Here is an 18587-nt window from a genome sequence, read left to right as displayed (position 1 = left end):
TTTCTATTATTTAGTGCACACTACTTGTTCCGTAAACCTAAGGTCAATCTTTTTGTATTTGTATAACGAACTATCCAAAACTGCTTTTTGAAAAAAGGCTTTATAGTTTCTAAATTTCTTATCAACATTCATTGTTCTCCCGAAATCTATGAAGTAATCATAGTTACGATTAAACATTTTTAGGCTTCCATTCGGCATAATTTCTATTGCAATGATGTTTTTTTTCAAAAAAGCATCATCGTAAATTGTGCGAAATAAAGCAGCTAAATCTTCGTTATTTTTTTTATTAATTGCCCCTGAAACAAGAGGAACTCTTGCAGTGAAATTGTCTGATAAAGGCATTTTATCACCCTCATAGTCAATATAAAAAGAAGAACCGCCGTCATAAACTCTTGCTATGGGCGTCTTCTGTTTTACTACTGCTTTCAGAACTCCGTCGATACTTACAAAAACATTTGACTTTTCAATCATCGCCTGCGTATCGAGGGTTTTCTCTATCTTATTCAAATCTAGTTCATCTTTTCTAATACTGGAAGCGTGTCTTTTATTTTCTATCAACAATTTATTAACTATTTCCGGCTTTACGAAAAGCGTATTTTCTCCTACAAAAACAACCATCGATTTTTTCAGTTTTCGATCACCATTTCGGTGCTTTGCGAAGGAATATAAAAAAACCACCAGCCCTAAAATGAGTATTAATCGAATATTAGCCCAATTAAATATTTTCATTTAGCATGTTTTTAATTGACGGAACCATTTCACCTAAATCACCAGCTCCTATTGTTACAATTATCGGTGCATCACTGGCTTTGATTTCACCTAATAAATTTTCTTTTGCAACAATTTTTTTGTTCGAATTTGTCATTTTACCCAAAAGCCATTCTGAGGTTACACCTTCCATAGGAAGTTCTCGTGCCGGGTAGATATCCATTAAAAACACTTCGTCAAACTGTGATAAGCTTGAAGCAAATCCGTCGACAAAATCTCTGGTTCTGCTAAATAAGTGAGGCTGAAATACTGCCAGAACTTTACGTCCCGGATATAATTCTCTAACCGCCTGATGAACAGCGTTTATCTCGGTCGGATGATGTGCATAGTCATCAATATAAACTAAATTTTCACTCTTAATCTGATAGGAAAAACGTCTTCTTATTCCGCTAAATGAAGCAATCGCTTTTGCAATAGAATCAGTCGGGGTACCAAAAGTCTTGGCCATTGCAATAGCCATTAATCCATTCATTAAATTATGTTTACCAGGCAGTCCAAAATGCAGATCTTTTATAATTTCTGATGGCGTCTGCACATCAAAAACATAACTTCCGTCTTCTATTCTAACATTAAATGCTTTATATACAGCATCTTCATTTACAGCACATTGAACACCATCTAATGGTAATTCATTTGTAATGAAGAGTTTGTTTGTATCTTCAACTTTTGAAGCAAATTCCCTAAAAGAGTTTTCAATAGCATCGCTGGTTCCGTAAATATCCAAATGGTCGGCATCCATTGAGGTTACACAGGCAATGTCCGGGTGTAAATGCAAAAATGACCTGTCAAACTCATCTGCTTCTACAACTGTTACACTTTTACCGCTTCCAATTAAATTTGAATTGTAATTTTCTACAATTCCACCAATAAAAGCCGTTACATCTGCTCCGCTTTGAAATAAGATATGCCCTAAAATACTTGAAGTTGTTGTTTTACCGTGCGTTCCTGCAACAGCAAAACAAAAAGTATCTCTGGTTATAATACCTAAAACTTCGGCACGTTTTTTTACTTCGTAATTTCTTTCAATAAAATAATTCCATTCCGAATGTGTTTTTGGGACAGCCGGTGTATAAATTACCAAGGTATTCTCGATGTAATATTCTTTCGGAATTGAATTAATATCATCTTCAAAATGAATATCAATACCGCTTTCAATTAATTCATTTGTCAGCATAGACGGCGTTTTGTCGTAACCGGAAACCTGTTTTCCGATAAACTTAAAATAACGAGCCAGGGCGCTCATTCCGATGCCTCCGATACCAATAAAATAAACGTTCTGTATTTGATTTAAATTCATTTTAAATTCTTGTTTTTCAGACTATTTTCAATCTTTGAATTTTATAAGAAACTAGGTATTAAACTATTATAACTTTAAAGATTTTATGCGTCTAAATTGCCTAAAATAGTTTGCTAATTTCTTTCTGCTGTTTTATAATTTTCATAAAAAGTTACATTATAACAACTTTTTAATTTGTTCTACAATCTGTTTTGTGGCGTCCGGACGAGCCAGTTTTTTAATATTGACACTTAATTGTTGTTGCTTTCCCTCATCTTTTAGCAGCGCTTCAAAAACAATGCTAAATTCATTTTCCAACTGAATTTCTTTCAGTAAAATTGCCCCTTTAGCATCAACAATTGCCTGTGCATTTTTGGTCTGATGATCCTCAGCAACATTGGGTGACGGAATAAATATTACCGGTTTCCCAACAATACATAATTCTGAAACCGAAGATGCGCCTGCACGTGAAATGATTACATCCGCAGCAGCGTAAACAAAATCCATTCTTTCGATAAAATCAATCACTTTTACATTTAGCTGATTGAATTTTTTATACTCTTCAAAATATAATTTTCCGCATTGCCAGATAATCTGAACATTTTGAGAAAGAAAATTTTGTAATTCTTTCTCAATCAACTGATTGATTTTTCTTGCTCCCAGACTTCCTCCTAAAACCAATAATGTTTTTTTATTCGGATCTAAGCCATAAAAAGTTATTGCTTCATCGCGTTTACTTTCAATATCAATTAAATCCTGACGAACCGGATTTCCGGTTAAAACAATTTTCTCTTTAGGGAAAAATCTTTCCAGATTTTCGTAAGCCACACAAATTGCATTGGCTTTTTTACTCAGCAATTTGTTGGTGATTCCCGGAAAAGAATTCTGTTCCTGAACCACCGTCGGAATTCCGGCTGATCCCGCCGCCTGCAGCAAAGGTCCGCTGGCAAAACCTCCCGTTCCGATCACCACATTTGGTTTAAACTGTTTAATAATTCTTTTTGACTCCAATAAACTGCTTGCGAGTTTAAGAGGAAACATCATATTTTGTAAAGTTAGTTTTCGCTGCAAACCTGCGATCCACAAACCTTTTATTTCGTAACCTGCCTGAGGCACTTTCTGCATTTCCATTTTATCTTTAGCACCGACAAAAAGAAATTCTGCATCAGGAAACTGTAATTTTAATTCATTTGCAATCGCAATTGCAGGATAGATATGTCCTCCTGTTCCTCCGCCGCTAAGTATGAATTTATAATTTTTCATTTTTCGATTAAAACGTTTATTTCTATTTATTTAAAACTGCATTCATTGGGTTTCTCGAATTGTCTTCTATAGAATACATGGCTTCTTCCTCATAAACTTCATCAGCAGCTAAATCTTCTTCTGCCAGTTCTTTGTCTATTAATCGCTGCAAAGCTTCTTTGCGTTTTTCTTTTTCCTTCTTTTCTTCGGCAATTTCTTCTTCTTTTTTGGTCACACTAATAATAATTCCCAAAGAAAAACAAGTCATCCAGATAGAACTACCTCCCGAGCTTATCAGCGGCAGGGTTTGTCCGGTTACCGGCAATAATTCCACAGCCACAGCCATATTGATCATGGCCTGAAATATCATTGGAAATCCGACCCCGACGACGACTAATTTACCAAAGAGCGTATTGGCTTTATGTGATGCAATTACAAATCGAAACAAGAGTAATAAATATAAGATTACAATTGCAACGCCGCCAATTAAACCATATTCTTCCACAATAATTGCATATATAAAATCGGAAGATGACTGTGGCAAAAAGTTTTTCTGAACACTTTTTCCCGGTCCCAATCCGCCAAACTGTCCGGATGCTATGGCAATTTTTGCTTTCTCAATCTGATAATCGTCTTCGTCAGGCTTGTCTGTGGTAAAGTTGGCAATACGACTTTCCCATGTTGATACCCTGCTGAAGAATCTTGAATCGGGAAAAGCTTTTGCCACTAAAAGGAAAAATGCGAGCATCGCTATTCCGGAACCTATGATAAAACCGATATATTTTAGCGGATATTTACCAATAAAAGTCAACATCATCACCATTGCAAAAATCAATGCCGTTGTTGAGAAGTTGGCTGGTAATATCAATATTAATGTAATAAATACCGGAATCCAAAGCTGTACAAATGAAACCTGAAAAGGCTCATTTTCCTCTTTGGTCTTAGACAAATATCTGGCCACATAAATAAACAATACAATAGATGCCAGAGTCGAAGTCTGAAATGTGATTCCGATAAACGGAACCTGAATCCAACGACTTGCATTTGCTCCTGCAATTACCGTTCCTTTTAAAAGTGTGTAGGCCAGTAAAATCCAAACTACAGGAAGCGCAATCTTCGAAATCGCCCTAAAATAATGATATGGCACTTTATGAACCCAGTAAATAATTAGAAAACCAATACAGATATGCGCCAGATGTTTTACCAAATATCCCAGTGTATTTCCTGTACCATGTCCGATATAAGCCAAATTACTACTCGCACTAAAAACAGGCATAAACGAAAACAGTGCTAATAAAGCCACAAATGACCATATTACTCTGTCTCCTTTAAGTTTGTTTACGAGCTCTTTCATAATCTTAATTTTAGATTTCCGATTTTAGATTTAAGATTGATCTTAAACCTTCGGTTTTGACTATTTATTAATTCTATTATTTACTGTTTTTAAACTACTTACAAAAATCGCTGTTAGTTCGTTTGCTTCTTTCAAAGCTATTTCTAACTCTTCTTTTGCAAGCCACATTTTTTCTTTTATAATTTCTATCCAGAATAAAGTTTCATCTGCTTCCTCTAAAACTATATTCATTTTGGCTATAAATTCTTTATCACTTCGAGCTCTACATACCGCACGGTAATTTGCTCCGACCGATGTTCCGCTCCTAACAATCTGGCTAGTAATAGACTTAATCACATTAGTATTGGGAAGCTTTTCAGCTAAATCAATCACCATCAAAGAGAATTTCTTTGTTCTTACCTTCATTTCATTCGTCGTCATATTCAAAAGAACTTTTGTGATTTTTAGAGTTTAGCAATCAATCTAAAATCTAAAATCAGAAATCTAAAATTATAAATTGTGTACCGCTTGTTTAAACTGCTTTCCTCTGTCTTCATAGTTTTCGAATAAATCGAAACTTGCACAGGCCGGAGACAATAAAACTGCATCACCTTTCTCTGTTAATCTCTGCGCAGTTTTTACTGCATCGCTCATATTATTTACTTCAACCATAATATCTACTACATTTCCGAAAGCATCAATTATTTTTCGGTTATCAACACCAAGACAGATAATTGCTTTTACTTTTTCGCGTACTAGCGACATTAATTCATTGTAATCATTTCCTTTGTCCACACCACCGACAATCCATACTGTTGGAACATTCATACTGTCAAGGGCAAAAAAAGTAGCATTTACATTTGTTGCTTTTGAATCGTTGATGTATTGTACATTCTGAATTTTTAATACCTTTTCTAAACGGTGCTCCACACCTTGAAAATTAGATAAACTTTCGCGAATTGTTGCATTTCTAATTTGCATCAGTTTCGCTACAGAGCTTGCTGCCATTGCGTTTTTCATATTATGTTTTCCTTCTAATGCAATGTGTTCAGTGTCCATTGTAAACTCTTCTTGGTTGATCTTAATTTCCATTTTGTTGTTATTTATAGAAGCCCCTTCATCAAAAATTTTAGTCAGTGAAAAAGGAATTAATTTTGCTTTTGTTTTATTCTTATTTAACCATTCGGTGCTTGCCTCATCATCTGCATCGTAGATGAGATAGTCACTCTCGGTTTGATTCATCGTTATCCGAAACTTCGAATTGATATAATTTTCATATTTATAATCATATCTGTCTAAATGATCCGGGCTGATATTTGTTATAATCGCAATATCAGGTCTGTAATTTATAATGCCGTCCAGCTGAAAACTGCTTAATTCAAGAACGTATGCATCGTATTTATTTTCTGCTACCTGCCAGGCAAAACTCTTACCGATATTTCCTCCCAATCCCACATTTAAGCCGGCGTACTTCAGCAAATGATGTGTGAGCATCGTTGTGGTAGTCTTACCATTGCTTCCCGTAATTCCGATAGTCATTGCCTCTGTGTACGGAATCGCAAATTCTATTTCAGAAATTACTTTTATTCCCGCTGCCATAAGCTTTTTTACTATTGGCGATTTTTCCGGAATACCGGGACTTTTCATCACCACATCAGCATTTAGAATCAAATCTTCTGTATGCTGCTCTTCTTCCCAGGCAATTTTATTAATGATAAGAACCTCTTTGTAACTCTCCTTTATCTTTCCGTAGTCAGAAACAAAAACTTCATATCCCTGTTTCTTTCCGAGGATTGCAGTTCCTACGCCACTCTCTCCTCCACCTAAAACTACTAATCTCATTTATCTTAGTTTTAAGGTTATGATTGATAAAATAGCCAGCATGACTGCGACAATCCAGAAACGGGTTACAATTTTACTTTCGTGATATCCTTTTTTCTGATAATGATGGTGCAAGGGCGACATCAGAAAAATTCTGCGTCCTTCACCAAAACGTTTTTTAGTATATTTAAAATAAGTTACCTGAATAATTACAGAAGCACTTTCTGCCAGGAAAATTCCACAGAATAACACAATTAATATTTCTTTACGAACTGCAATTGCCAGAACCGCAATAATTCCTCCAATGGTCAAACTTCCTGTATCTCCCATAAAAACCGATGCCGGATACGAATTATACCAAAGAAACCCAATTAGCGCACCCACAAAAGCAGAAATAAATACCGTCATTTCACCCGAATTAGGTATGTACATAATATTCAGATAATTCGAAAAAATAATATTACCCGAAACGAAAGTAAAAATCCCGAGCGCGAGAACCGATATTGCAGAGGTCCCGGCTGCGAGGCCATCAATTCCATCTGTTAAATTTGCTCCGTTTGAAACTGCTGTTATAATAAAAATTACAACCGGAATAAAGATCAGCCAGGCCCATTTTTCGTAACCGTCTCCCATGAAAGATAAAATCTCTGCATAGTCAAACTCGTTATTTTTTACAAAAGGAATTGTAGTTGCAGTAGATTTTTCCTCAACCGGTGCAGGCAACACTACTGTTGTATTTACTCCCGTTCTAAAAATATCTGTACGACCTGTATCTGTTCTTACCGTAACGGCAGGATTAAAATACAAAACAGCACCTACAACAATTCCCAAACCAACTTGCCCGAAAACTTTAAAAATACCTTTTAAACCCTGTTTGTCTTTTTTGAATATTTTGATGTAATCGTCAACGAAACCAATTGTCCCCATCCATAAGGTAGTTACAATTAACAAAACGATATAAATGTTGTGCAAACGCGCAAATAACAACACTGGCAATAAAGTCGCAAAAATGATAATTAGTCCGCCCATTGTTGGTGTACCTGCTTTTTCATTCTGACCTGCAAGACCCAATTCGCGCACTGTTTCTCCTACCTGCTGACGACGTAAAAAGTTAATTACCCTTTTACCATAAATAGTCGACAAAAGCAAAGAAAGCATAAATGCCAATGCTGATCTAAACGTGATGTACTGGAAAACTCCTGTTCCCGGAAGATCCAATGTTTTGTCAAAATATTCAAATAAGTAGTACAGCATATTTCTCTATTTTTTAAATTCCTATTTTGAAACTTCAAATTCCAATGTGGTATTTGAACTTAAAAATTATTATTATTTATTTAGTTGTTCTAAAATTTCTTTAATCGTTTCCATATCATCAAAATGGTGACGAACACCCTTTATTTCCTGATATGTTTCGTGTCCTTTTCCTGCAATCAGGATAATATCTTTTGATTCTGCCAACTGACAAGCGGTTTTTATCGCTTGTTTTCTGTCGGTAATCCGAAGCATTTTTTTATAATTCTGAGGCTCAACTCCCTGCTCCATTTCGTCCAGAATAACTTCCGGATCTTCATTTCTTGGATTGTCAGAAGTCAGAATTGCTTTCGTACTTAAATCTGAAGCTATCTTCGCCATAATTGGACGTTTTGTTTTATCCCTGTTTCCGCCACAACCTACAACCGTAATTAGTTGTTCGTTTTTAGTTCGAATGTCATTTATTGTTTTTAAAACATTTTCCAATGCATCCGGCGTATGCGCGTAATCTACTACTGCTGTAATTCCTCCTTCAGAAACTATATATTGAAAACGCCCCGAAACACTTTCTAAATCAGACAGTAAGCGTAACGCTTCAAGACTATCAATCCCAAGCTCTACTGCTGTTCCGTATATGGCCAAGACATTATATGCATTAAAAGTTCCTATTAGTTTTACCCAAACTTCATTATCATTTACTTTTAATAATAATCCGGACAACTGGCTTTCTAAAATCTGAGCTCTGTAATCTGCGTATGATTTTAACGCATACGTCAGTTTTCTGGCTGCTGTATTCTGAAGCATTACTGCTCCATTTTTATCATCTATATTGGTTAAAACGAACGCTGATTTTGGAAGCGAGTCAAAAAAAGATTTTTTAACATCTCTGTATTCTGCAAAAGTCGGATGATAATCCAAGTGATCGTGTGAAAGATTCGTAAATATTCCACCAACAAAATGCAGGGCTTCTGTTCTTTTTTGGTGAATTCCATGCGAGCTAACTTCCATAAAACAGTGCGTTACTCCGGCTTCAATCATCTCATTTAGATAATAATTGATCGTCAAAGAATCTGGTGTTGTATGTGTTGCAGGATATTCAGTATTATTCACCATGATTTTCACAGTGGATAATAAACCAACTTTAAAACCTGCTTTTTGAAACATCTGAAACAATAAAGAAGCAATTGTTGTTTTCCCGTTTGTGCCCGTAACGCCAACTAATTTTAGTTTTGAAGATGGATCGCCGTAATAATTAGCCGCAATAAAAGCCAAAGCAGCATTGGTATCTTTTACTTGTACATACGTAATATTTTCCTGAAACTTTTGCGGAAGCGTATCACAGATAATAGCTTTAGCACCAAGTTCTATCGCTTTTTCGATAAAATCGTGTCCGTCTGAAAGTGTTCCGCGAATCGCTACAAAAACATCATTTGTTTCTACTTTACGTGAATCAAATTCAATTTTATGAATAGCAAGATCGGTAGAACCTTTTACAGATTCTATTGCAACTTTATATAATATGTCTTTTAATACTTTCACGATAATTCTAAAACTATAGTTGTGTTTTTATTTATTGCTTCTCCGGCCTGAATAGATTGTTTCTTCACTTTTCCCATTCCGTTTACTCTCACTTTCAAACCTAAATTCTCCAAAAGGGCAATTGCATCCATTCCCGGCATTCCTTTTAAATTTGGAATCTGATTTATTTTTTTATTGGCTTCTACAGTATATTTCTCATAACTGCTTTCCTGTTTTGGAATTTTTAAATCCAGTTGTTTTATTTTATTGGTTGAAGGCGCATCTGTAAAAATCTTTTGTGCGATTCTTTTAAAAACCGGACCCGCTACGTCTGCTCCGTAATAATTATTTTTGGATGTATTGGGTTTATGAACCACTACAATACAAGAATATTTTGGATGATCTGCAGGAAAATAACCCACAAATGAAGAAGCATAATACAAGGCCGATTTTCCTTCTTTTCCTCCATAATTCATCTGAGCTGTCCCTGTTTTTCCTGCCATCGAAAAATCTTTCGAATACAACTTTGAACCTGTTCCCTTTTTAACTACATTTAATAATACTGCCCTTAGTTTCTTCAACGTTTCAGGCGAACAAACCTGCGGATTAAGTACTTCAACATCGAACTTTTTAATGGTTTTATTCCATTCTTTAATTTCTGAAACAAACTGCGGTTTTACCATTACCCCGTTATTGGCAACTGAATTATAAAATGCAAGTGTCTGCATTGGCGTTATAGAAACATTATATCCAAAAGCCATCCACGGAAGTGTAGTTCCCGACCAATGCTTGTCTCCAGGTTTAGGAATGTAAGGCCTTCCTTCTCCTTTAAAATGAAGCCCTAACGTTTTATCTAAGCCCCAATTTTTGATATGATTTACAAACTTTGAAGGGTTGTCTTTATAATTATTATAAACCGCCTGAACCATAATGGTGTTTGAAGACAATTCAAATCCACGCGCTAAAGATAATTTGCCATATCCTCCATTATGAGAATCCCGCACTGATCTTCCATAATACTTAACCACGCCACCGTGACTATCATAAACAGTATTGGTATCTGCTACCTTATCTTCTAAAATGGCCATCAAATCGACCAATTTAAAAGTAGAACCCGGTTCGTGAGATTCAGCAATTGCGTAATTCGTTGTTTCATAATACGATCCGTCTTCAGCTCTCCCTAAATTTGAAATTGCTTTTACATGACCTGTTTGCGTTTCCATTACTACCACACAACCATGATCTGCTCCATAATCCTGAAGCTGCTTCAACAAAGCATGATGCGCAATATCCTGAATAAAAACATCTATGGTAGAAATTACATCGTAACCGTCAATTGGATCTACTTCGTTAATATCACGAATTGGTTTCCACTGGCCTTTTGCAATTTTTTGTTTTAGAATTTTTCCATCTTTTCCATTCAGGTAATTCTTAAACGCCCATTCTATACCTTTCCCCACTTCTACTCCAGTCGCCGGGTCGATTTTGTCGTAACCAATAGTTCTTTCGGCAATTTTCCCGATCGGATGTTTTCTAACCGTTTCCTGCTCTATAATAATACCGCCTTTAAAAGCACCCAGATTAAAAAGTGGAAAACCTTTGATTTTCATATAATCTGTATAACTTAACTTTCTGGCAATCAAATAATAACGGTTTTTATTTTCTCGCGCCTTTCTCAGTTCTTTCTCATAATATCCTGCAGGCCTGTCTAAAACAGTTGCCAACGAATCTGATAAGGCTTTAACATGTTTTTCAAAAGTTTCCAGTTTTGGCGCTTTTGCATCAAAACGAATTTCATAATTCGGGATAGACGTAGCCAGTAGACTTCCGTCGGCAGAATAAATATTTCCTTTATTGGCCGGAATCACAAAATTTCTAACGGTACGCTGTTTCGCCAGTTTTCTGTAATAATCGCCCTGAACCCATTGAATATTGGTTAACTTAACAACGATAGCAATTGCCATCACAAAGATGAAAACTGCTACGAGGTAAATTCTGTAGGATATATGTTTATCGTCTACTGCCATATTCTTTTAAGGAAACTTTTTTCTTCTTCTTTTGTAACTTCTATTTTTGTTGGAGGAACCGTCGACGGAAAAATCTGTTTTTCTAACATTTTATCCGAAATAGTAGACTCCATTTTTAATTTCATCAATTCTGAGCGTCGGTCCACAAATTCAGATCTAAGCTCTTTTACTTCGTTATTTAATTTCGCAATTTCAAAAACCTTTTGTTCATAGCGTTGTGTATTCGCAATCATCAAAATAGCCAGCAGAATTATAAAAACAATGAATCTCCAGTTTTTTACTGCATCTTCATGAATTAGAAATCTTGCTTTTAATATGCCAAATACTCCACCTTTCATTTTATACCTATATATATTATATCTTTTCAGCAATTCTCAACTTTGCACTTCTGGCTCTGTTGTTGATTTTTATTTCAGCATCATCCGGAACTATTAACTTTCCGATGGTTTTAAAAGGAACAGAAAAATTTCCGTAAAAATCTCTCTCAGGTTCTCCTTCAAACATTCCGTTTTTTATGAATCTTTTTACCAGACGATCTTCCAGGGAATGATAGGAAATTACAGAGAACCTTCCGCCTGGTTTTAAAATTTCTAATGACTGCTCGATAAATTCTTTTAAAACATCCATTTCCTGATTTACCTCAATTCGAATCGCCTGATAAATCTGAGCCAGGATTTTGTTTCGAACTTTTTCCGGCAAATATTTCTTTAAAACTTCTTTTAATTCATCTGTTGTTTTAATCGGATGCTCTTTTCTGGCCTCCACTATTGTTCTTGCCAGAACCGGTGCATTTTTCAACTCCCCATAATCAAAAAAAACACGACGTAAATCCTGTTCTTCATATTCGTTAACCACACGGTAAGCATTTAAATCATTTTTCTGACTCATCCGCATATCCAGTCCGGCATCAAATCTTGTTGAAAAACCTCTTTCAGGCACATCAAACTGATGGGACGAAACTCCTAGATCTGCCAGAATCCCGTCAACTGCCTTAACTCCGTGAAAACGTAAAAATCTTTTTATAAATCTAAAATTTTCATTTATCAGGGTAAACCTTTCGTCTGGCAATGCATTCGCAAGCGCGTCTTCGTCCTGGTCAAATGCAAACAGCTTTCCGTTTGGCCCTAATCTTTTTAAAATCTCTTTTGAATGACCACCGCCTCCAAACGTAACATCTACATACACACCATCTGGTTTAATATCTAAACCATCAACTGTTGGATGAAGCAAAACCGGATTATGATATTCCATTGTCGTCGTCATTAATATTTCCCATTACTTCTTCGGCCAGATCTGCAAAATCCATATCTTCGCCGCTTATTGATTTTTCGTATAAATCCTTATCCCAAATCTCTACGATATTAACCGCCGATGAAAAAACTACATCTTTAGAAATACTTGCAAAAGAAACCAGATCTTTTGGCACCAGTAATCTTCCTAATGCATCAACCTCAACCACTTTAACACCAGCAGTAAACCTTCTAATGAAATCGTTGTTCTTTTTTACAAAGCGATTAAGCTTATTGATTTTTTTCATCATCGCATCCCACTCTTCCATCGGATACAACTCCAAACACGGTTGAAACACTGAGCGCTTCAAAACGAATCCGCTTTGAAGAGAAGCCGTCAATTGCTTTTTCAAAGGCGCAGGCATCATTAGCCTTCCTTTAGCATCGACTTTACATTCATATGTTCCTACGATTGTGTTCAAAAAATTCAGTTAACATGTTATACAGCAAAAATATAAAAAATTTTACCACATTTTACCACTTTATACCACTTTGTTAATAAGTTTAACCACTTTATATCCACAACCCTTAATTTATAGGTAATCAATACTTTGCATATTAATCAGCATAGAAATAAATTCCTTTAACAATAATAAAAATTACATAGCCTTTCTCTTAAAAAATTAATTATAACGTAATAGATTTAACAATTTAGAAATATCACAAAAACACTTTTAACAGCTGATTTTTAAACACTTATAAATTCTAGTCAAATTATCTAGTTAAAAAATGGCGGCAAAAATTCATTTTTATTTAATTAACCCTATATTTGTCGAAATTGAAATTGGCATTAGATTAGATGGACAAACACTATAAAAAAGAAGGCAAATACAGCTATTTTGAAGCTGGAGAAGGAACTCCAATCGTTATTCTTCACGGATTAATGGGAGGTCTTAGTAACTTTGATGGTGTAGCACAATATTTCCCAACAAAGGGATACAAAGTCGTTATTCCGGATTTGCCAATATATACGCAGAGTATTTTAAAAACCAATGTAAAAAGCTTTGCCAAATATGTTAAAGATTTTATCACATACAAAGGTTTTGATAAAGTAATTCTTCTCGGAAATTCTCTCGGAGGACATATCGCTTTATATCATACGAAACTGTATCCGGAAAAAGTTGCCGGACTTGTAATTACCGGAAGCTCTGGTCTTTACGAAAGCGCAATGGGAGATAGTTATCCCCGAAGAGGCGATTACGAATACATTAGAAAAAAAGCTGAAGATGTATTTTACGACCCAAAAATTGCAACTCCCGAACTAATTGATGAAGTGTATGCGACTGCCAATGACCGCATCAAACTGATTAAAACTTTAACGATTGCCAAAAGTGCAATTCGCCATAATATGGCTAAAGATTTACCTAAAATGGAGGTTGAAACCTGCATTATCTGGGGTAAAAATGACTCTGTAACGCCACCGAATGTAGCCGAAGAATTTGATAAACTTTTACCAAACTCTACGCTTTACTGGATCGACAAATGTGGCCACGCTGCAATGATGGAACATCCGGACGAATTCAATGAGATTCTTGAAAAATGGCTGACTGAAAAGAAGTTCTAGCCAATAAACATTACTTTTTAGGAGGTTTTAAAACGAAGAAACATGAAAATTAACACCGCCGAATTTATTATCAGCAATTCTGTTGTATCAAAATGCCCACCGGAATTTTTGCCGGAATATGCTTTTATAGGAAGATCAAACGTAGGTAAGTCCTCCTTGATCAACATGCTTACGAACAATAAAAACCTGGCTAAAACTTCTGGAAGACCTGGAAAAACACAATTAATTAATCACTTTAAGATTAACAATAATTGGTTTTTGGTCGATTTACCGGGTTACGGTTATGCGAAGGTATCTAAGAAAACAAAATCGGTTTTCCAGCAATTTATCACAGATTATTTTGAAAGCAGAGAACAGTTGGTTTGTGCTTTTGTTTTGATTGATATTCGTCACGAAGCTCAAAATATCGACATCGAATTTATGTCGTATATGGGCGAGAGCGAAATTCCGTTTTGTATTATTTTTACTAAGGCAGATAAAATTAGCAAAGTAAAAATTGATTCGCATATTGCCGCTTACAAAAAACAAATGTTTGCCAATAACTGGGCAGAAATGCCACAGTATTTTGTAACGTCATCTACAGAATCAATAGGAAAAGAGGAATTGCTTACTTATATTGATGAAGTAAATCAGGAAGTTTTCAAAAACAATTCGCAGTTTTAATTTAATTTTAAAACTAAAAATAGTCACATAAAAAAATCCAAATTTCAATCTTAACAATTGGAATTTGGATTTTTTATTTATTGGAATTTTCTTGCACCGTATTGTAAATCTATCTTTTATATTACATTTGACAGATATTCAAAAAATAGTTTATGAAGAAAATTTACTCCTTACTTTTTATTTCTTTATTTCTTTTATCGTCCTGCACCACGCCGTCGTATATATTTTTGACTCCACAAAGAACCGGCGTTGATTTTAGTTCTGGTAAATGGTTACTAAACGAATTAGATTGTCCTAAATATTCTAAAGACGAATTAACACGGGAAACTACAAAATATTTTAAAAAGAATTTGGGCGAACGATTTTTTTATATTCATGATGTAAACGGACTTTTGGTTCCGCGCAAAATTCCTTTAAATCCAAATAAAACAAAATTAAAAGAACTTAAAGACGGAACTGGCTTTGATTTCTTTATTAATATTTCTACAGAAAAAAACAGAAGTGATTTTTCTTCTGTTGAACTTTATCAAAACGAATATACATCAGGAAGAAATGAAGCTTCGGTTACGGTAGAAATTTACGACCTGAATCTGCAGCAAATTATATATTCGCAAAATGTGCTGGGAACAACGGGAAAAGCATCTGCACAACCGATTTACCCGACCCAAAATTCAAGTAAGCTTATAGATAATGTTTCTCTTTACAAAAACTCAAACCAATTAATGTTTGGAGCTTTAAAAAAAATATTTAAGGATTTGGATAAAAAATCGGTAAAGTAAAATTTGAAAATATTCAATAAATTTATTCTGTCACTTTATTTTCAAAACTTCTTTTAATTGTTCTTCTAAAGTTCAAAACCTTCCATTCCTTATAAATTAAAAACTGATACAAAATATAAAAGAGAGAATTAAAAAACCAAAAATCAAGTACAAATGGTTCTGTAAAGAGTACTGAATCGGTATTTCCAGATAAAAAAATACTTGCACTACTTGTTAGGTACATCATCAATCCGATGCAGAAATAAAAATAATCGTATTTTGAATTTTTAAAGTTGGACACAATATAATAGAATGCATAAAGTAATAACGGAAGTGACGTTATTACTATTTCAATCAAATTAAATTTCCAATAAAGAGAAGGCGCTCTGTAATATTGCATTCCTAAAAAAAGTAATATCGAAACCAATATTATAAGCACAGCATTCTTTAAGATTTTATTATTTGAAAAGCATTTATAAAAAAAGAGACTGAGCGCTATAAACTGGAAATTGAAATAATAATGAGAAAGATAAAAGTTAGATCCCGAATTTTGAAATCCGATAATATTACATAATAGTTCTACGCAAAATAAAAGAACCAAATAAATAGCAACGATACTATACAAAACATCTCTGTTTTTGCACGTAATACAAAACCTTATTGCATTAAAAAGCAAAAAAAACAGTCCAATAAGACTCACAATAAAAGGAAACCACATAACTATTTATTTTGGGGTTATTTTTAATTACAATCTGCATCCGGATTGGAATTTCTTCTAAAATATAAAAAAAATCCAAACCTAATTTTTAAGTTTGGATTTTGGAATTTCATTATTTTGAAATTTCATTATTTTGTAAGTTCCAGTTTTTCCGCAAAATAATCACAGAAATCTTTCATAGTATCAGACATTTTTTCGTCGTCTGTCGCGCGTTTAAAAGTATCAGCCATTGCTACTAAAGTCTGGTGAAAGAAAATTTTCATTTCGTCTACCGGCATTTCCTTTGTCCATAAATCGATGCGCATGGTCTCTTTCGCTTTACTGTCCCAGATAGAAAGCATAATTGCTTTTGCTTCTTCTGCCTGCACTCCGCCGTCCTGCGCGCTCCATGTTAATTTTTCCGGAACACGATTTTCATCTAATTCTACATTAAATCTTATCTCTGAATTTATATTTGCCATTATTTCTTGGGTTTATATTTTGATTTTTCGAAAATTTCCTTTGCGTCGGTTTTAAACAATTCTGCTAAAGAAACATCACTATTGTTTTTCATGTAAGAACGTACCATCTGCCAGCCTATCCACGCTCCGGCTCGGCCAGGTGTATCGTTGTCTATCTCTAAGAAGAACTTAGAAAAAGGGGCTGGTGTCATAAATCGTGTCGTGAGTTTTGGATCGTCGCTAAACAGCAATTCATTTTCTATAAAATAACGCCACATATAACCTTCATTTTCCTCACACCATTTAATTTGTTCGGGAGTATATCCCATTTTTTCTGCATCTGTATAGTCAGGGAGCAGTAAATCTTTCGCATAAAGCTGTTTTCCTTCAAAAACCATTTGAGCAACTAAACTTCTGTCCGGTGAATTTGCAATATTGCGGTAAGAAAAACTGGAAACCACATCTGGCATCATTTGTCTTTCTTCGAAATTTTGCTTCAAATAATTCGGAAACTCATAAAACTTATGGTCTTTTCCTAAATAAAGTTCCAACGCGACAATTACAAGGCTGTCTGCGTATATCGCTTTAGCGTTATAATCCATTTCTCCTATAACAGTGATAACTTTCGGAATTTTAGTCTTAGGAAAATAATATTTTACGTGTTGAAACAATTCATTAAATTCTTTACGAACCGGTTCAAAATCACTGTATTTTTTCTGAACTTCCTGATAAACTTCTTTCCAGATCGGATCATTCATTTTCTGAAGCCATACATTATCATCATTACCGGGAAAAAAGAACGGATACTGTTTTTTTATCTTCGCAAGATCTTCAGGTTTGGTTTCAAAAAAAACTTTATCAAAACGTTCTACTTTAATATCAACCGGAATTTCTTCGACTTCTTTTTCAACCTTAGTTTTTTGGTCACAGGACAAAAAAAACAGACATAAGACCACTGCAAGGCGATATATTTTCATTTTATTTTAATTAGATTTGTGTAATAACAATTTAAAGTAAAAGTATACTTTAAAAATAATTTTGCAAATATACATCCCTCCATCTTAAAACTTAAATTATTATGGCTAAAAAAAGCACAATTCAAACAGAAGAAGTAAATACATATATTGTAGAGTGGTTAAAAAATTATGCTACTACTGCAAAAGTAAATGGTTTTGTAATCGGAATTTCTGGCGGTGTAGATTCTGCAGTAACTTCTACTTTATGTGCACAAACCGGGCTTAAAGTATTATGCGTAGAAATGCCAATTCACCAGGCGCCAAATCAGGTGTCCCGCGGAAGAGAACATATTGAGCAACTTAAAAAACGTTTTCCCAATGTTTCGAGCGTAGAAACCGATTTAACAGCAACTTTTGAAGCTTTTAAAAGTGCTGTCCCTGCTACAGAAGATGCTGCAAAAGTAAGCTTAGCTCTAGCAAACACTCGTGCGCGTATAAGAATGACCTCATTATACTATTTGGCAGGACTTCATGGCTTACTTGTTGCCGGAACAGGGAACAAAGTAGAAGACTTTGGAGTAGGATTTTTTACCAAATATGGTGATGGCGGTGTCGATTTAAGTCCGATTGCAGATTTAATGAAATCGGATGTATATGCTTTAGGTCAACTTTTAGCGATTCCGGAATCAATTTTAACAGCAGCGCCTACAGATGGTCTTTTTGGCGACAACAGAACCGATGAAGATCAATTGGGTGCCAGTTATGACGAATTGGAATGGGCGATGTTGGCGTCGGAGTCAGGAAATACGGGATCTGACTTTGAAGGGAGAGAAAAATCTGTCTTTGAAATTTATAAACGATTAAACACCAGCAACAAGCATAAAATGGATCCGATTCCGGTGTGTTTAATACCAAAAACGTTAAAATAATAGATTTTAACATTCTTGTCTGGATATTACAGAA

General features: G+C 34.8%; 18 protein-coding genes. 4 read left to right on the top strand and 14 right to left on the bottom strand.

Translation table 11 applies throughout. From position 1 onward, the window contains the following. Positions 1–6: 6 nt before the first annotated feature. From ABEB31_RS06860 to mraZ, 12 genes are all read right to left on the bottom strand, one after another. Positions 7–729 carry a cell division protein FtsQ/DivIB gene (locus ABEB31_RS06860; RefSeq protein WP_347050604.1) on the bottom strand — a complete coding sequence of 241 codons (723 nt, stop codon included), beginning with the start codon at positions 727–729 and terminating at the stop codon, positions 7–9. Next, the gene (gene murC / locus ABEB31_RS06855; RefSeq protein ID WP_347050603.1) at positions 716–2065 is read right to left on the bottom strand and encodes a UDP-N-acetylmuramate--L-alanine ligase; all 1350 of its coding nucleotides are present in this window, start codon (positions 2063–2065) and stop codon (positions 716–718) included. Before murC ends, ABEB31_RS06860 begins: the two co-directional genes overlap by 14 nt. 156 nt (positions 2066–2221) lie before the next feature. Then, positions 2222–3307 carry an undecaprenyldiphospho-muramoylpentapeptide beta-N-acetylglucosaminyltransferase gene (murG, locus tag ABEB31_RS06850; protein ID WP_347050602.1) on the bottom strand — a complete coding sequence of 362 codons (1086 nt, stop codon included), beginning with the start codon at positions 3305–3307 and terminating at the stop codon, positions 2222–2224. 22 nt (positions 3308–3329) lie between these two features. Further along, complete coding sequence (locus tag ABEB31_RS06845; RefSeq protein WP_347050601.1) at positions 3330–4640, bottom strand: FtsW/RodA/SpoVE family cell cycle protein; 1311 nt, start codon at positions 4638–4640, stop codon at positions 3330–3332. A gap of 60 nt (positions 4641–4700) precedes the next feature. Continuing rightward, positions 4701–5060 (bottom strand): four helix bundle protein, encoded by a 360-nt coding sequence (locus tag ABEB31_RS06840; protein WP_347050600.1) that lies wholly within the window; start codon positions 5058–5060, stop codon positions 4701–4703. 69 nt (positions 5061–5129) lie between these two features. Further along, complete coding sequence (gene murD, locus ABEB31_RS06835; RefSeq protein ID WP_347050599.1) at positions 5130–6461, bottom strand: UDP-N-acetylmuramoyl-L-alanine--D-glutamate ligase; 1332 nt, start codon at positions 6459–6461, stop codon at positions 5130–5132. Then, positions 6462–7694 carry a phospho-N-acetylmuramoyl-pentapeptide-transferase gene (gene mraY, locus ABEB31_RS06830; protein WP_347050598.1) on the bottom strand — a complete coding sequence of 411 codons (1233 nt, stop codon included), beginning with the start codon at positions 7692–7694 and terminating at the stop codon, positions 6462–6464. 72 nt (positions 7695–7766) lie between these two features. Beyond that, entirely contained in the window at positions 7767–9230 is a 1464-nt protein-coding gene (locus ABEB31_RS06825) for a UDP-N-acetylmuramoyl-L-alanyl-D-glutamate--2,6-diaminopimelate ligase (RefSeq protein WP_347050597.1), read from the bottom strand. Further along, on the bottom strand, positions 9227–11236 hold the full coding sequence (locus tag ABEB31_RS06820; RefSeq protein ID WP_347050596.1) for a penicillin-binding protein: 2010 nt from the start codon (positions 11234–11236) through the stop codon (positions 9227–9229). The genes ABEB31_RS06825 and ABEB31_RS06820 overlap by 4 nt, the downstream gene beginning before the upstream one ends. Further along, on the bottom strand, positions 11227–11574 hold the full coding sequence (locus tag ABEB31_RS06815; protein WP_347050595.1) for an FtsL-like putative cell division protein: 348 nt from the start codon (positions 11572–11574) through the stop codon (positions 11227–11229). Before ABEB31_RS06815 ends, ABEB31_RS06820 begins: the two co-directional genes overlap by 10 nt. A 16-nt stretch (positions 11575–11590) precedes the next feature. Then, complete coding sequence (rsmH, locus tag ABEB31_RS06810; RefSeq protein ID WP_347050594.1) at positions 11591–12499, bottom strand: 16S rRNA (cytosine(1402)-N(4))-methyltransferase RsmH; 909 nt, start codon at positions 12497–12499, stop codon at positions 11591–11593. Continuing rightward, entirely contained in the window at positions 12474–12947 is a 474-nt protein-coding gene (gene mraZ, locus ABEB31_RS06805; RefSeq protein WP_347050593.1) for a division/cell wall cluster transcriptional repressor MraZ, read from the bottom strand. The genes rsmH and mraZ overlap by 26 nt, the downstream gene beginning before the upstream one ends. A 377-nt stretch (positions 12948–13324) precedes the next feature. Here mraZ and ABEB31_RS06800 point away from each other — a divergent pair, with 377 nt between their 5' ends. The 3 genes from ABEB31_RS06800 to ABEB31_RS06790 all read left to right on the top strand — a co-directional run bounded on the left by ABEB31_RS06800 (position 13325) and on the right by ABEB31_RS06790 (position 15531). Further along, a complete protein-coding gene (locus ABEB31_RS06800) occupies positions 13325–14089 on the top strand; it encodes an alpha/beta fold hydrolase (RefSeq protein WP_347050592.1) in 765 nt (254 codons plus the stop codon). A gap of 42 nt (positions 14090–14131) precedes the next feature. Further along, positions 14132–14752: a ribosome biogenesis GTP-binding protein YihA/YsxC gene (gene yihA, locus ABEB31_RS06795; protein WP_347050591.1), complete on the top strand. Its 621-nt coding sequence runs from the start codon at positions 14132–14134 to the stop codon at positions 14750–14752. 152 nt (positions 14753–14904) lie between these two features. Then, on the top strand, positions 14905–15531 hold the full coding sequence (locus ABEB31_RS06790; RefSeq protein WP_347050590.1) for a hypothetical protein: 627 nt from the start codon (positions 14905–14907) through the stop codon (positions 15529–15531). Positions 15532–16356: 825 nt separating this feature from the next. Here the strand turns inward: ABEB31_RS06790 and gldC are convergent. Together gldC and gldB are read right to left on the bottom strand one after the other, a co-directional pair. Further along, positions 16357–16689: a gliding motility protein GldC gene (gldC, locus tag ABEB31_RS06785; protein WP_347050589.1), complete on the bottom strand. Its 333-nt coding sequence runs from the start codon at positions 16687–16689 to the stop codon at positions 16357–16359. Next, the gene (gene gldB / locus ABEB31_RS06780) at positions 16689–17645 is read right to left on the bottom strand and encodes a gliding motility lipoprotein GldB (protein WP_347050588.1); all 957 of its coding nucleotides are present in this window, start codon (positions 17643–17645) and stop codon (positions 16689–16691) included. Before gldB ends, gldC begins: the two co-directional genes overlap by 1 nt. Before the next feature lie 101 nt (positions 17646–17746). Between gldB and nadE the strand changes: the two genes are divergently transcribed. Beyond that, complete coding sequence (nadE, locus tag ABEB31_RS06775; RefSeq protein WP_347050587.1) at positions 17747–18553, top strand: NAD(+) synthase; 807 nt, start codon at positions 17747–17749, stop codon at positions 18551–18553. Positions 18554–18587: the final 34 nt, after the last annotated feature.

Source organism: Flavobacterium olei (genome assembly GCF_039749035.1).
Taxonomy (GTDB): Bacteria; Bacteroidota; Bacteroidia; order Flavobacteriales; family Flavobacteriaceae; genus Flavobacterium; species Flavobacterium olei.
This window is presented reverse-complemented; position numbering and strand designations above follow the sequence as displayed.